Source organism: Bifidobacterium asteroides (assembly GCF_048001765.1).
Taxonomy (GTDB): Bacteria; Actinomycetota; Actinomycetes; order Actinomycetales; family Bifidobacteriaceae; genus Bombiscardovia; species Bombiscardovia asteroides_K.
Genome location: NZ_CP181447.1, coordinates 1466885 through 1479673, shown reverse-complemented (window position 1 = coordinate 1479673; position 12789 = coordinate 1466885). Strand labels below are relative to the sequence as shown.

Genomic DNA, 12789 nt, shown 5'->3' with positions numbered 1-12789 from the left:
CTGCTTGTATCGCTAGCATTCCTCGTTTCCGACCTGGTGATCGCATGACCCGTGCCAGCCAGCAGGCCAAGGCTCTGCAGGACATCCGCAATCATGCATCCGACGAGGAGCTGAAACGCAAATACGGATACTCGCAGGCAGTCATCCAAACCATGAGAGTGACAGTCTCGCGTGAGTTACCTCAGCAAGCCGATAATCTGGATTCGGACATGGAAGGACCGGAATTTTGAGCTACAGGGTAACGAACATCAGCGAACCGACGATCAACCCGTGGGCACTAGGCGACGATCACATCGACCATGTCAGCAAGCCCGACGAAAACCGATGGAAGCACGCCAAGGCAGCGCCCAATAACCTGCCGCAGGCTGATGCCATCATGAAAGCGCTGAGTTTTGAAGAGGATTACTACAGGCAACGGCGCAAGCTAGGGTACGAAGTCGGCATCCTGTTCAACGGAGTCAGCGAGTTCTTCAGAGGATTCCAGATGTCGCGGGAACGCCAACGGGAAATTGACACTGTTGAAGCGAGCGAAGAGACGGTCAAATCATGAGAAGTCTGCTAATGGGAATAATTGCTCTGATGATTGTCTGGCTGCCCATCGGCATAGTCGGCACTCCAGTAGCCATACTCTACGACTGGGGCCAGGAAGACGACCATTCCAAGGGATTCCGCACCTATGCGAAAGACTGGCTGGCCACGCAGGTCGGATATGTGAAAGCACATGGTGCCCGCGTCTCTGCCATGGTCTTCAACGTTGTCAGGCAAGCTTTTGGTACCTTCGGCATTGGAGGCAGCCGGTGAGCCAAGCCAAATGCCCGATCTGCGAGGGACTGCCACGAGGCCCATTGTGTAAGACTCATCGGCAGGAGCTCTCCAGGACCATCCACGAGCTCAGGCTCGGCATGCACGAGCTCAAGCAGTTGGAGCGGCGGGAAATCCGCTACACCGCTCACGGCGGGGGAGCATCGCATCCTGCCTTTGCCCCGACGCCCATCGACATCAGTGCAGCCGACCTGTACGACCAGGTCGAGGACACCATCCAGGACGTGGCCGGCGACATAGGCCTGTGGGGAGGCAAAGCGCCCCAGCTGCTCGCCAAGCTGGCCGCCAGGATGGGCAGGCTCGCCGACGCACCAAACAGCGGACGCGACTACAAGTGCCTAACCAACGCCCTCCACCGGGTCAAGCTGCGCACCACGCCGCCGCAGGACCGGATCATCCACGGACACTGCCTCAACCCCCAGTGCGGAGCCCAGCTCATCGGCCTAGCGGACGACCAGATGGCGACATGCCCCGCATGCGGCAGCGTGTGGAGCGTGGCCGCCATCAGGCAGGCCAGGATGGAGGAGCTCAAAGGCAGGACCATCACCTGCACACCCAAAGACGCAGCCGACTGGACACAATGGCAGACCGGCAGAAAGGTGAATCGCAAGCAGGTGACCATGTGGATCAGACGCGGGAAACTGCCCTCAGTCGTTAAAGCAGAGGAACCCGGAAAATGGAGGTTCGATACCAGTGAGCTCTTAGCGTGCGCATGAGCAACGGGACTTGACAAAACCGGTCTGTTGCCGTACAACTGTTACAGTTGGTTTTATTGTAAGGGTCGGGCAGAGATGTCCGGCCCTTAATCGTTAAAAGGTGCGACGCTTCCACGCCGCACCCGATCATGAATCACGCATTGCAATCCTTGCAGTGCGTGTAGCCTGCCGGCTTGCCATACGCCTTATCGCTGTCCTTGATCTGTTTGCCAGTAGGGCAGTTCGAGTCGTCATGCCAGACATAAGGCGGCTTGTCGACGGTCGAATAATATGCAGCAACCTTCATGATTATCATCACCTCCCTTCATTCCATCGTTGGACAAAACCATCTTAAAACAATCCCGAAAGGAGCCATCATGGCTGGATTCGACCAAGCACTCAAATACTTAAAGGATCATCGCGACGAGGTCGTAACCGTCCGCCTGCCCCACTGGAAAAAGAACGTGGGCATCATGCTGCGCAAAGCACAGGATGATTATCCGACCAGGTCAGCAGGCCAGCCCACTCACGACTACCTGACAGCCGCATCACGACACGGGTTCATCCCCTGGATCCCCACCCAGATCGAGCTCCTGTCCGACGACTGGCAGCTGTGCGACGCCACAGGCGAAGTCACCGACTAACCAACACTTGCCCGCAGGCTCTTTTCTTCCCTTCGTCTCCCTGCGGGCACCTTACTTGCCTGGCCACGCCACAACCATCAACCTCTGGACGCGAGCCAGGCACCCTATCCCTATCCACCCAGGAGCGGCCATGGCGAGCAAGCGCAGCAGATGGAACACATCACACAGGCATGACCGGCTTCCCCCAGACTGGCAGCGGATCAGAGCCGAAGTCAAAGCCAGAGCAAACGGCAGATGCCAAGCCAAACATCATGCCAAAGGCTGCAACGGAATAGGAACAGACTGCGACCACATCATCCCAGGCGACGACAACAGCCTGGACAATTTGCAATGGCTTTCAAACGCTTGCCACAAAGCCAAAACAGCAAGAGAAACCGCAGCGCGCAATTCATGGTATCGTAAAACCAGGCTTCATCCCGTCGAAAAAAATCCGGGATCGATCCCTCCCGGGGTGGGGGGTACCTCCCCGGGCACCGCGGATTAACCGCCGGATAGCACCTCCGATTATGCGTGCGCCTTTCCGTTCGTTTTTCTCCTGGATTCCGTCTTTCCCGAGTCTCTCGACACTGGCCGTCCTATGGTCCGTTTCCGTGGCTTGCAGGGGCATCCCGGAAATGCGCCAGGCTCTGCATTCCGTGACAGAAGCCATGTTTTTACCGTTGTCACGTAATGAATTTAATGCCTGATATTGTTTGGTTTTCTTGTTTTCTGAGTCTTGTCACGATATAATTAAAGCATGACACAATGCGAGTTCTGCGGCAAGCTGCTGACTGAGCATGCTGGGAGGGGTCGCCGGCGCAGGTTCTGCTCGGACGCCTGCCGTCAGCGGGCGCACCGGGCGGGCAGGAGGATGCCGGTGCCCCCGGACATGGCCATGGCCGACCGGTGGCTGCGCTGGCAACTGGCCCACAGAGGCGACGGAACCAGCAAGCGTCCGATCCGCTTCGACGGGGCACCGGCATCCAGCACCGACCCTGCCACCTGGACCAGCCTGCCCACAGCCGAACAGTCCCAGACTGGTGACGGCTTGGGCTTCGCTCTGGGCGGCGGGTTCGCCTGCGTCGACCTGGACCACTGCTACGACTCACGGGGCCACCTGGCCGACTGGGCCAAGATGCTGCTCGCCCCCATTGTCGGCAGGACATGGGTCGAGATCAGCCCCTCCGGCCATGGCCTGCACATCTGGGGGAGGTGCGCCGAACGCAAGGGCATCAAGGTGCGCGGCCTGATGGACGCGGAAGCCTACTCGCAGGGCCGGTACATGACCTACACGGGCCACGCCTGGCGTGACAGCCCGGCCAGGCTCACGGATCTTACTTTTCTTTTCGACATCATCGGCAAACTGGCCGTGTAAGCATCTTAGGGGGTGCGTTGTGGCGAGGAAGACTCAGCGCATGCCCCAGGGGCTGGTCAAGGGCGGCAAGGGGCAGCGCCTGTGGAAGGACCTGACCGCATATATTGAGTTCACCGACGTGGAGCTGCGCATCCTGGAGAACGCCTGCTACACGGAAGATCGGATAGCCAAGGAGCGTCGGGCCATCGGTGACCATCTGACGGTGAAGGGCAGCCAGGGGCAGATCGTAGCCCACCCGCTGCTGGTGAACCTTCGACAGGATGAGGCGCATTTCGCGGCGCTGATGAAGCAGATCGACATCCCCGACGAGCAGGAAAGCATGGATTCCGGCGAATCCCGCTCCTCCACGATGCGGTCGGTGGCGCAGAGCAGGTGGGGGAAGGCATACGGGGCTGTCTGATGGCAAGACTCCTCAAACGGGTGTCGGTCGTCCCGGACCGTTCCGGGGAGCTTGAGGAGATCAAGGCCTGGTACCGTGAGTCGCTCGCCTCGGAGCCTGCACCCCAATGGCATACCGCGCCGGTGTGCATCGGCCCCACCTGGAAGCGTGACAAGGACGGCTGGCTGCTGCCGAAGATCACCCTGGGCTGGGATTTCCTGGCCTGGAGCGGCTACTGGCTGCGCGACTCGAAAGCCGGAGCGCCATGGAAGTGGACGCCTGAACAGGCGCGCTTCTGGCTGTGGTACTACGCGCTGGACGAGACCGGTCACCCGCTACACGACAATGCGGTGCTCCAGCGGCTGAAAGGCTGGGGCAAGGATCCCATGGCCGCCGGCGGCGCAGTCACCAGCTGCTTCGCCCCCCTGACCTTCGACCATTGGGACCAGACGAGCGGCGACCCGGTGGGCCGGGACGAGCCGAACGCCTGGGTGCAGGTGTGCGCGGTCTCCCAGGAGCAGACCAAAAACACCATGAAGCTCCTGCCCGGCCTGATCCCCGCCGAGACCAGACGCTACTACGGCATCCAGCTGGGCAAGCTGAACATGTACGCGATGGGCGACAGCCGGCAGATCGAGGCCGTCACCAGCAGCCCCCTGGCCCTGGAGGGAGGTCGGCCCACCTTCCTGGTGCGCAACGAGACGCAGAACTGGAACAGTTCAAACGGCGGCCTTGACATGGACGGGGTGCTCTCGGGCAACACGGCCAAGCGCGAGGACAGCGTGAGCGTGAAGATGCTGGACATCTGCAACGCCTACAGGGACGGCGAGGATTCCGTCGCCCAGCGGGTCAGGGAAGCCTGGGAGGGCACGCAGGGCGACCCGGACAGCGACGATGTGGGCAAACGGCCCAAATACATGGATTTCGGCCTCCTGTACGACAGCATCGAGGCCGCTCCTGACACGCCCATGAGCGAGGAGACGATCCCCAGGGTCATCGAGGACATCCGCGGCGACTCCGTCTGGCTGTCCACCAAGCGCATCGTCAAGGAGATCATCAACCCCAAGAACCCGGTCAGCGAATCAAGGCGCAAATGGTACAACCAGTGCATGGCCCCCGAGGATGCCTATGTGACCGCCCAGGAATGGGACGCGAACGAACGGACCGACCTCATGCTGGAGCACGGCGAACGGATCACCCTCTTCCTGGACTGCTCGCTGAACGATGACGCCACCGGCCTGGTCGCCTGCCGCGTAAGCGACGGGTTCGTCAAGCCGCTGGGCATGTGGCAGCGGCCCGCAGGCAAGCGGGGCGACGGGTGGCGTGTGCCCAGGGGAAGCGTCGACGACGCGATCCGCAAGGCCATGAATGATTACCGGGTGGTCGGCTTCTGGGGCGACCCCAGCCATGTTTTGGATGATGAAACCGGCCTGCGCTACTGGGATTCGCTCTTCGACGCCTGGCACCGCGACTACGGCCGGAGGCTGAAGGTCTGGGCCCAGCCCCAAGGCCGCGACAAGCATGCGGTCATGTTCGACATGGTGCGCATGGACGTGCAGAAGCGTTTCGTCGTGGCAGTCGACCAGGCCTACTCGGACATCACGGCAGGGGACTTTCCCCACGACGGGGACGCCCGGCTGCGCCAGCATATGCTCAACGCCCGCCGTCAGCCCACCAGGGCGGGCATGAGCATCGCCAAGGAAGGCCGCGAGTCCAGGCGCAAGATCGACTTGGCCATATGCGCCATCGGCGCACGCATGATCAGACGCGAGTACCTCAACACCCGCAAGCAGGGAGGCGGACAGGTATGGTGACCACCGAATACTCCACCGAGCAGGAGGCGCGGAACGCGCTCCGGAGCCTGCTCCTGCCCGCCTGGGACTCCGAACTGCCCGCCATGAACAGGATCGACCGGTGGTGGCGGTGGAACCCCAAGCCCATCAGGCTCAAGAAAGCCACCCAGGAGCACCGGATGCTCAGGGACATGGGCCAGACCCCCTGGCTGCGCCTGGTGGTCACCACTCTCGCCCAGACCCTCTACCTGGAGGGTGTGGACATCCAGGGTGCCGACAACCAGCAGCGGGAGGCCGACTTCTGGCAGCCATGGGAGCGCAGCCGGATGGGACGCCGGCAGATCGCCCTGCACCAGTCCGCCCTCGCCTATGGGACCGCCTACACGGCGGTCAGGGCCGTGGACGCGCCTGACGGAGGTGTGGAGTCGCGGATCGACTGCTATTCGCCCAGGGAGTCCATCGCCCTGTACGACGACCCGGCAAGCGACACTTTCCCGCAAATCTTCCTGCGGGTGCGCAGGATCAGCCCCACGCAGGAGAGCTTCGAACTGTGGGACAGCTGGAACGTGTGGCTGTGGACCCGGGAGCAAGGCTCCTACACGTTCGTATCCTGCACGCCCCACCTGGCGACAGACCCGCACGAGAGCCCCGTATGCCCTGTAGTGCGCTATGCCAACCAGCAGGACCTGGAGGGGCGCACCCCCGGCGAGGTGGAGCCGTACATACCCCTCGCGTCCAGGCTGAACAAGGACAACTACGACAAGCTCCTGGCCCAGCATTACAACTCGTGGAAGGTGCGCACCGCCACCGGACTGGACTCGGACGCGCTGACCGAACAACAAAAGAACGAGAAAAAGATCCAGATGAGCCAGGACGACATGCTGGCCGGCGGCCGGGGCGTCAGCTTCGGCACCCTGGCTGAGACGGACCTGGGCAACCTGGTGGAGTCCAAACAGTCCGACGTGGAGGAGCTGGCAGCAGTCAGCCAGACCCCCACCACCGCCTTCGGCAAGATGGTCAACGTGGGCGACGCGGGCATCGAGGAAAGCCGGGCCGGCTTCTACGCCAAACGCAACGAACGCCGGGCGTCCTTCGGCATCAGCCACCTGGACACGCTGCGCCTGTGCGCCGCCGTGGAAGGCCGGTACGAGGATGCCTCCTGCTTCGCGATGACCCCCATGTGGAAGGACACAGACACCAGGACCATGAGCCAGGCCGTGGACGCGCTCGGCAAGGCCGCACAGATGCTGGGCGTGCCCCAGCAGGAGCTGTGGGACATGATCCCCGGCGTGACCAAGACAATGGCCGACTCCTGGCGCGACTACCAGCAGGCCCACCCCACCCCGGACGACATGGCCGTGAAAGCCTATACCGCGCAGCTCGCCCAGAACACAGGGGAGTAGGCCATGGCGCTCACCCGCGAGGGGGCCGTGCTCACGGACCGGCACCGGCGCAGCCAGGTCAGGCTCGCCATCACCGCCGACAGCCAGGCCAGGAGGCTCTGGGATTCCAGCCTGAACCTGGCCGACCTGGACGCCAGCCAGCCCGTCTGGAAGCAGACCATGCTCAACCTTTTGGAGACCTGGTACCACATCAGCCAGCAGGAGGCGCTCCTCTACCTGCCGCGATTCCGGCAGGCCGAGCTTGAAGGCGGGGCCGGCATCCGCGTTTCCGTGCCCCGATTCGACAGGGATGCGGTAGGAGGCCAGCTTGACTGGATGGGCTCCACGAACGTCAAATGGCACCTGAGCATGGGCCAGACCCAGCAGGACGCGTACGAGGCCGCCAGACGGCTCTTCCTCGGCGCTTTCCACGAGGCCGTCCTCGCCGGCGGCCGGGGCACGGTCCAGGAGTGGGCGCGGAAGGACGCCAGGGCCATCGGCTACCGGAGGGTCGCGGACGGCAACCCCTGCACCTTCTGCGCCATGCTCGTCGGCAGAGGCCCCGTATACACCAGCGAACGCAAGGCCCTCTCCCAGCGGGGAGGCGGAGCCTACCACCCGCACTGCGGATGCACCGTCGAAGTCGTCTACGGCGACTGGAAGCCGGACAGGCGGGAACGGCAATGGGTCGATGACTACTACCGGGCCGCCGAAAGCCTGCCCAAGGGCGACCCAAGGACCTATGACAGGATCCTGCCCATCATGCGCCGGAAGGGCGCATACCGGGACAGCCCGCAAGGACGCTGACTAACAGTATTTCGCCGCAGGGAAGTGCCCTGCGGTTTTTCTATGCCCGCAGGACGGGCGGGAAAGGAGCAGCCATGGCCGACGAAGCCGACCCCGTCGAGGACAGCGCCCAGCAGGACGCAGCAAAGGACCAGACCCAGCAGACCCAGCAGGATGACCAGCAGGGCGGGCACGAGGAGGCCAAGCAGCAACCCCCTTGGGAGCGGAACGGTGAGGACTTCGACCCGGAGAAGGCCTGGCATCTGATCGAGAACCTCCGCCACGAGAAGGAGGACCTCGCCCAGAAGAACCGCGCCTACGAGGACGAGAAGCTCACCGCCAGGCAGAAGGCCGACCGCGACCTGAAGGAGGCGCAGGACAGGCTCGCCCAAGTGCAGGCCAAGGCCGCATGGGCCGAAGCCCGCGCCAAGCACCCCTGCCTGAGCGAGGAAGACTATGACCTGATCGGGGCAGGAACCCCCGAGCAGATCGCCGACAAGGCCGCGAAGCTCGCGGCACGCATCGAAGCGCAGGCCGCCTCTGATGCGGGAAGGAAACCAACCAACCCGGTGCTGCGCGCCAACCCGACCGGAGGCAACGATCCGACAACCACGCAGTCCAAGGACTGGGTGCGCGACGCACTGGAAAACAACCGCTAGGAGACAACCAATGAGCGAACCAAACGTAATCACCCGCGACGACCTGTCCGGCTCCCTGATCCCCGACCAGGTAAGCAAGGAGATCATCCAGGCCATGCCGCAAAGCTCCGTCATCATGACGCGGGCGAAGAAAGTGCCCATGAGCGCCAAGAAGGACAAGCAGCCCGTCCTGGCATCCCTGCCCGACGCCTACTGGGTAAGTGAGGGTGGCCTCAAGCAGACCACCAAGACCGGATGGGAGGACGTGACCATGACCGCCGAGGAGATGGCCGTCATCGTACCCATCCCCGACAGCGTCGTGGACGACAGCCAGATCAACCTCTGGGACACCATCAAGCCGCTCATCGCCGAAGCCATGGGCAAGAAGGTCGACCAGGCCGCCATCTTCGGAATCGACAAGCCAGCATCCTGGGGCACCGACATCCTCGCCGGAGCCACAGCCGCAGACAACAATGTCGCCGAAGGCACCGGCAAGGACCTCGCCGACGATGTCGCCAAGCTGGGCCGTAAGCTCAGCGAAGCAGGGTTCGCCCTCAATGGATTCGCCACCATGCCCGGCTTCGGCTGGCAGCTTGCCGGCCTGCGCAATGCGAACGGCACCCCCATCTACGTGCCCTCCCTGGCTCAAGGCAAGCCGTCCACCCTGTACGGGTACCCGCTCAACGAGGTGATGAACGGAGCTTGGACCACTGACAAGGCTGTCCTGCTGGGAGCCGACTGGACGAAATTCGTCTACGGCGTCCGACAGGACATCCGCTATCAGGTTTTCGACCAGGGCGTCATCTCCGATGAGGACGGCAAGGTCGTGTACAACCTGATGCAGCAGGACGCCCAGGCGCTGCGCGTGGTCATGCGCGTCGGCTTCGCCGTCGCCAACCCGCTGACCCGAGTCAAGAAGAAGGGCCAGCAGTACCCCGCCGGCTTCGTCACCCCAGCAGCCCCGGCAGCGCCCGGCACGAAGAAGGCCACTGGCGGCGACCAGGACGCGAAGTGAGCACGCGCCCGGCCTTTGCCGAGCCCGAAGACCTGGCCGAATGGCTTGGAGAGGACATCCCAGCCGATGAGGACGATGCCGACCGCAAACGCGCCCAGCGGTGCCTGCGGGCGGCATCCAACCTGATCCGCAGCCAGACCGGCCGAGACTGGACCGGCGAGGACGGGAAACTGCCCGATGATCTGCCCGAGGAGCTGCAGGACGTGTGCCTGGCCTGCGCCGGACGCATGTACACCAATCCGAATGCGGAGACCCAGTGGAACCTGCAGGCGGACGACGGCATGGACGGGGGCAGCCGGAAAGTGGAGGAGTCGGGCCTGTACCTGACCGCCACCGAGAAAGCCACCCTGTCCAGGCTCACCGCCAGGCAGTCCCCGGTCATCGCCGGCATCGGCGTCATCGGCACTACCCGAGGAGAGGCCGCCAGCAGCGACATGCGCCAAGACTGGGACGACGGCGACCGGTTCCTCTTCGCCAGAATCACGGGGTAAGCATGACCAGAAGACGGTTCCGCCAGCCCGATATGGGTAAGCTGCGCGCCTACGCCGAAAGCCGCATGACCGACACCATCCGCATCACCCGGCCCGGAAAGCCAGATGTGGACCCGGTGACCGGCGCGGAGACACCCACCGGCGAGGTGCTGTACGAGGGGCCGGGCAAGGTGCAGACCTCCGGAGGCATGGCCTCCCAGACAACCACCGCTTCCGGCGACTCCTCCAACGCGGGCGGTCTCGTCCTCGAATGGAGCCTCTACCTGCACCTGCCCATCAGCGCCACTGGACTGCGGGAGAAGGATGTGGCCCTGGTGGTCGACTCCCGTGATCCGGACCTGAAGGGCAGGTGCATGCGCCTGGTCAACATGCAATCCGAGAAGACCCTGGCGACAGCCAGACGTTGGAACGTGCAGGAGATACCCGAGGAGGACTGACATGCCGACCATCGACGTAAGCCAGGTCGAGGACCTGGCCAAGGCGCTCGCCGCCGTGCCCCTGCGCAACCAGACGCTGGTCGCTGCGGCGGTCAAGCATGGGGCGCAGAACATCAAGCAGAGCGTGAGCGAGGACCTGCAATCCTCCAAGAATCATGCCTTCCGCCGCATCCGCATCCGGTACGACATGAGGGAACGCGGACCGGTCGTGGAGGCGGACATCGGCCCCGAGCAGGGCGGCGCGTCCAGCCTGGCCAACATCGCCTTCTTCGGCACCAGCCGTGGAGGCGGCCACCATCGTTTTTACGAGCATGGCGCTGACGAGCTGGAGCCGACCGCCCGGTATGTCAGAGAGGCGGCGTCCAAGCTATGAGCCGGACCGTGGAGGTAAGACAAGCCGTCATGGCCCTGGTGCCGGACATGCCCGGGTGGAAAGTATATGAGGACGTGGCCACCGGGCAGAGCCCGCCCTGGATAGTGGTGCGCGTCTCCGAGACCGGTCGCAGCGGGGCCGAGGACCTGCATGCCGTCTCCCATGATGGGGTGCTCGACATCCGTGTCGTCGGCCGTCAGGGCGACGGCATCAGCATCGCCATGGACCGGCTCAAAGCCGCCCTGGACGGTGCCATGCCCGCCGACCGGAGGATCAGCAGGCTGATCCCCGACCAGGATTCCGGTCTGTATGCGGCCGAACTGACCGACCCGAAGACATCCATCCCCTTCCTCATGCGTGTGCTCACCTGGCGCTTCGCCTGGACCAGCTGACCAGCATTCGCCCCGCTCGCCCGCGGGGCTTTTTCATATCCAAACCCAATAAACAATCTGGAGGCACCCATGCCTGACACCACTGATACCAACGAAAACACCACCACGACCACCCCGGCTGTCAACGAGGAGACGGGGCTGCCTGCCGCGATCCTCGAGGACGGCAACATCCTGACCACCTTCGTGCCCGGCCACGGAAGCATCAAGGACATGACCAAGCCCACCGAGGCCGAGCTCAACGCCGAAGGGAACCTGAACGTCTCCGCATACCTGACCTCGACCGGGTGGAAACTCAACCACACGCAGGAGAGCATCAAGGACGACCGCGAAGCCTCCGCCGACGTGGGCGAGATCCCGGGAGCCGAAAAGTACGACGGCGGGTCCCTGCAGGTGATCAACAACGTCAACAACGAGGGCTATGCCAACGCCGCCATAGAGACCCTGGTCAAGGGGACCAAGGGGTATCTGGTGCGCCGCAGAGGCGCAGGCCAGGCCGCATACAAGGCCGGCCAGAAGGTATCCGTGTTCAAGACCGTGATCGGCATCGCCACCCCCGTGGCCCACGCGGACAATGCCCGCATGATGAGCACCATCAGCTTCTCGGTCGCGCCCGGCTCCCAGGACGAGACCGCCACCGTCACGGCCACGGCCTGACCAAATGATGCTTCCCCGCATGACCCTGTGCTCCGGCCATGCGGGGACCTTCCAACCGTTTCCGGGAGCACATTACATATCTTTTTGAGGAGCACGCATGCCTATCGCCGTCAAGCCCATCACCAGGGATGTGGAGATCGTCACCGACCTGCAGCTGATGAGCGACATCATCGACCTGAGCAACCGGATCAACGCCCAGGACAAGCCAAACAAGCAGGACAAGGAGCGTCTGGCCGGCATGGTCAGGGACCTGGACAGAAGCACCCTGGTGCTCACCCTCCGGGGCCTGCCCTCCAGTCCTTGGAACGCGATCGTCATCGACCATACGCAGGTCAAGGGCGACCGGGCCGTCAAGGACCTGCAGGGCATGGTCGCCGATGCGGTGCCCCGCATGCTGGTCAAAGCCCGCTACAAGGACGGTGAGGACATCGACCTGGGCGGGGAGGACCTGGCCGGGCTGACAGGCTCGCTGACCGACATCCAGGTGGCCGACCTGATCCAGACCATCCAGACCCTCAACACCCCAATCGACGCGCTCCCAAAAGCGGTGCGCGACCTGATCGGCTAGCGGACTGGCTCGCGCGCCACCCCGACGTTCTGGCCCAGCTGCGCGTGGCCCGCAGCCTGGGCATCTCCTACAAGCGCTGGCTCGGCTGGCAGCCCACCCCCGACGACCCCGTCGAATGGGACGAGTACGAACGCGACTGGATGATGGCCCTGGACACGTACGAGCGGGCCCACAAGTGCCCCGTATGCGGCATGGACATTGAATTTTGTCACGACCAGGTTGCCGTCGCCACCGTCTTCAGGGACGCCGCCGTGGACACCTGCTATGTGGGGCGGATGCGCGAACTGGCCATGGACCGGTTCGCCCAATCGGGCACGGTCGAAGCCCCCAACTCCCAGACCACCAGACTCAACCCCAGATAGAGGT

20 protein-coding genes are annotated in these 12789 nt (G+C 63.6%); 19 read left to right on the top strand and 1 reads right to left on the bottom strand.

The genetic code is table 11. From position 1 onward, the window contains the following. The first annotated feature begins 44 nt into the window (after window positions 1-44). Genes ACNAOV_RS05910 through ACNAOV_RS05895 form a run of 4 tightly spaced genes read left to right on the top strand, consistent with a single transcriptional unit; the run spans window position 45 to window position 1538 of the window. The gene (locus tag ACNAOV_RS05910) at window positions 45-230 is read left to right on the top strand and encodes a hypothetical protein (RefSeq protein ID WP_416516989.1); all 186 of its coding nucleotides are present in this window, start codon (window positions 45-47) and stop codon (window positions 228-230) included. Then, complete coding sequence (locus ACNAOV_RS05905; RefSeq protein WP_416516988.1) at window positions 227-550, top strand: hypothetical protein; 324 nt, start codon at window positions 227-229, stop codon at window positions 548-550. The genes ACNAOV_RS05910 and ACNAOV_RS05905 overlap by 4 nt, the downstream gene beginning before the upstream one ends. 29 nt (window positions 551-579) lie before the next feature. After that, on the top strand, window positions 580-801 hold the full coding sequence (locus ACNAOV_RS05900; RefSeq protein ID WP_416516987.1) for a hypothetical protein: 222 nt from the start codon (window positions 580-582) through the stop codon (window positions 799-801). Continuing rightward, on the top strand, window positions 798-1538 hold the full coding sequence (locus ACNAOV_RS05895) for a hypothetical protein (RefSeq protein WP_416516986.1): 741 nt from the start codon (window positions 798-800) through the stop codon (window positions 1536-1538). The genes ACNAOV_RS05900 and ACNAOV_RS05895 overlap by 4 nt, the downstream gene beginning before the upstream one ends. A gap of 133 nt (window positions 1539-1671) precedes the next feature. Here the strand turns inward: ACNAOV_RS05895 and ACNAOV_RS05890 are convergent, their stop codons facing one another. Beyond that, window positions 1672-1824, bottom strand: a complete 153-nt coding sequence (locus ACNAOV_RS05890; protein WP_416516985.1) for a hypothetical protein — start codon at window positions 1822-1824, stop codon at window positions 1672-1674. Window positions 1825-1894: 70 nt separating this feature from the next. Between ACNAOV_RS05890 and ACNAOV_RS05885 the strand changes: the two genes are divergently transcribed. The 15 genes from ACNAOV_RS05885 to ACNAOV_RS05815 all read left to right on the top strand — a co-directional run bounded on the left by ACNAOV_RS05885 (window position 1895) and on the right by ACNAOV_RS05815 (window position 12785). Beyond that, a complete protein-coding gene (locus tag ACNAOV_RS05885) occupies window positions 1895-2161 on the top strand; it encodes a hypothetical protein (protein ID WP_416516984.1) in 267 nt (88 codons plus the stop codon). A gap of 736 nt (window positions 2162-2897) precedes the next feature. Beyond that, window positions 2898-3515, top strand: a complete 618-nt coding sequence (locus ACNAOV_RS05880) for a hypothetical protein (protein WP_416516983.1) — start codon at window positions 2898-2900, stop codon at window positions 3513-3515. A 19-nt stretch (window positions 3516-3534) separates the two neighbouring features. Then, entirely contained in the window at window positions 3535-3915 is a 381-nt protein-coding gene (locus ACNAOV_RS05875) for a hypothetical protein (RefSeq protein WP_416516982.1), read from the top strand. 20 nt (window positions 3916-3935) lie between these two features. Next, window positions 3936-5708 carry a terminase gene (locus ACNAOV_RS05870; RefSeq protein ID WP_416516981.1) on the top strand — a complete coding sequence of 591 codons (1773 nt, stop codon included), beginning with the start codon at window positions 3936-3938 and terminating at the stop codon, window positions 5706-5708. After that, window positions 5702-7090: a phage portal protein gene (locus ACNAOV_RS05865; protein ID WP_416516980.1), complete on the top strand. Its 1389-nt coding sequence runs from the start codon at window positions 5702-5704 to the stop codon at window positions 7088-7090. Before ACNAOV_RS05870 ends, ACNAOV_RS05865 begins: the two co-directional genes overlap by 7 nt. A 3-nt stretch (window positions 7091-7093) precedes the next feature. Further along, window positions 7094-7876 (top strand): hypothetical protein, encoded by a 783-nt coding sequence (locus tag ACNAOV_RS05860; protein ID WP_416516979.1) that lies wholly within the window; start codon window positions 7094-7096, stop codon window positions 7874-7876. A gap of 74 nt (window positions 7877-7950) precedes the next feature. Continuing rightward, complete coding sequence (locus ACNAOV_RS05855) at window positions 7951-8514, top strand: hypothetical protein (protein WP_416516978.1); 564 nt, start codon at window positions 7951-7953, stop codon at window positions 8512-8514. A 10-nt stretch (window positions 8515-8524) separates the two neighbouring features. Then, the gene (locus ACNAOV_RS05850; RefSeq protein ID WP_416516977.1) at window positions 8525-9508 is read left to right on the top strand and encodes a phage major capsid protein; all 984 of its coding nucleotides are present in this window, start codon (window positions 8525-8527) and stop codon (window positions 9506-9508) included. Beyond that, entirely contained in the window at window positions 9505-9999 is a 495-nt protein-coding gene (locus ACNAOV_RS05845) for a hypothetical protein (RefSeq protein ID WP_416516976.1), read from the top strand. The genes ACNAOV_RS05850 and ACNAOV_RS05845 overlap by 4 nt, the downstream gene beginning before the upstream one ends. Window positions 10000-10001: 2 nt before the next feature. Next, window positions 10002-10436 (top strand): DUF6093 family protein, encoded by a 435-nt coding sequence (locus ACNAOV_RS05840; protein WP_416516975.1) that lies wholly within the window; start codon window positions 10002-10004, stop codon window positions 10434-10436. 1 nt (window position 10437) lies between these two features. Beyond that, window positions 10438-10809 carry a hypothetical protein gene (locus ACNAOV_RS05835; RefSeq protein ID WP_416516974.1) on the top strand — a complete coding sequence of 124 codons (372 nt, stop codon included), beginning with the start codon at window positions 10438-10440 and terminating at the stop codon, window positions 10807-10809. An 8-nt stretch (window positions 10810-10817) separates the two neighbouring features. Then, window positions 10818-11201, top strand: a complete 384-nt coding sequence (locus tag ACNAOV_RS05830) for a hypothetical protein (protein ID WP_416516973.1) — start codon at window positions 10818-10820, stop codon at window positions 11199-11201. Between the two features lie 69 nt (window positions 11202-11270). After that, window positions 11271-11855, top strand: a complete 585-nt coding sequence (locus ACNAOV_RS05825) for a hypothetical protein (RefSeq protein ID WP_416516972.1) — start codon at window positions 11271-11273, stop codon at window positions 11853-11855. 97 nt (window positions 11856-11952) lie between these two features. Then, window positions 11953-12423 carry a hypothetical protein gene (locus ACNAOV_RS05820; protein WP_416516971.1) on the top strand — a complete coding sequence of 157 codons (471 nt, stop codon included), beginning with the start codon at window positions 11953-11955 and terminating at the stop codon, window positions 12421-12423. 44 nt (window positions 12424-12467) lie between these two features. Then, window positions 12468-12785 carry a hypothetical protein gene (locus tag ACNAOV_RS05815; protein ID WP_416516970.1) on the top strand — a complete coding sequence of 106 codons (318 nt, stop codon included), beginning with the start codon at window positions 12468-12470 and terminating at the stop codon, window positions 12783-12785. Window positions 12786-12789 lie beyond the last annotated feature (4 nt).

Coding starts and splice junctions, on each gene's coding strand:
- ACNAOV_RS05910 (WP_416516989.1), top strand. CDS start 45: ATGACCCGTGCCAGCCAGCAGGCCAAGGCTCTGCAGGACATCCGCAAT.
- ACNAOV_RS05835 (WP_416516974.1), top strand. CDS start 10,438: ATGCCGACCATCGACGTAAGCCAGGTCGAGGACCTGGCCAAGGCGCTC.
- ACNAOV_RS05880 (WP_416516983.1), top strand. CDS start 2,898: ATGACACAATGCGAGTTCTGCGGCAAGCTGCTGACTGAGCATGCTGGG.
- ACNAOV_RS05850 (WP_416516977.1), top strand. CDS start 8,525: ATGAGCGAACCAAACGTAATCACCCGCGACGACCTGTCCGGCTCCCTG.
- ACNAOV_RS05885 (WP_416516984.1), top strand. CDS start 1,895: ATGGCTGGATTCGACCAAGCACTCAAATACTTAAAGGATCATCGCGAC.
- ACNAOV_RS05820 (WP_416516971.1), top strand. CDS start 11,953: ATGCCTATCGCCGTCAAGCCCATCACCAGGGATGTGGAGATCGTCACC.
- ACNAOV_RS05900 (WP_416516987.1), top strand. CDS start 580: ATGATTGTCTGGCTGCCCATCGGCATAGTCGGCACTCCAGTAGCCATA.
- ACNAOV_RS05865 (WP_416516980.1), top strand. CDS start 5,702: ATGGTGACCACCGAATACTCCACCGAGCAGGAGGCGCGGAACGCGCTC.
- ACNAOV_RS05855 (WP_416516978.1), top strand. CDS start 7,951: ATGGCCGACGAAGCCGACCCCGTCGAGGACAGCGCCCAGCAGGACGCA.
- ACNAOV_RS05860 (WP_416516979.1), top strand. CDS start 7,094: ATGGCGCTCACCCGCGAGGGGGCCGTGCTCACGGACCGGCACCGGCGC.
- ACNAOV_RS05890 (WP_416516985.1), bottom strand. CDS start 1,824: ATGAAGGTTGCTGCATATTATTCGACCGTCGACAAGCCGCCTTATGTC.
- ACNAOV_RS05840 (WP_416516975.1), top strand. CDS start 10,002: ATGACCAGAAGACGGTTCCGCCAGCCCGATATGGGTAAGCTGCGCGCC.
- ACNAOV_RS05825 (WP_416516972.1), top strand. CDS start 11,271: ATGCCTGACACCACTGATACCAACGAAAACACCACCACGACCACCCCG.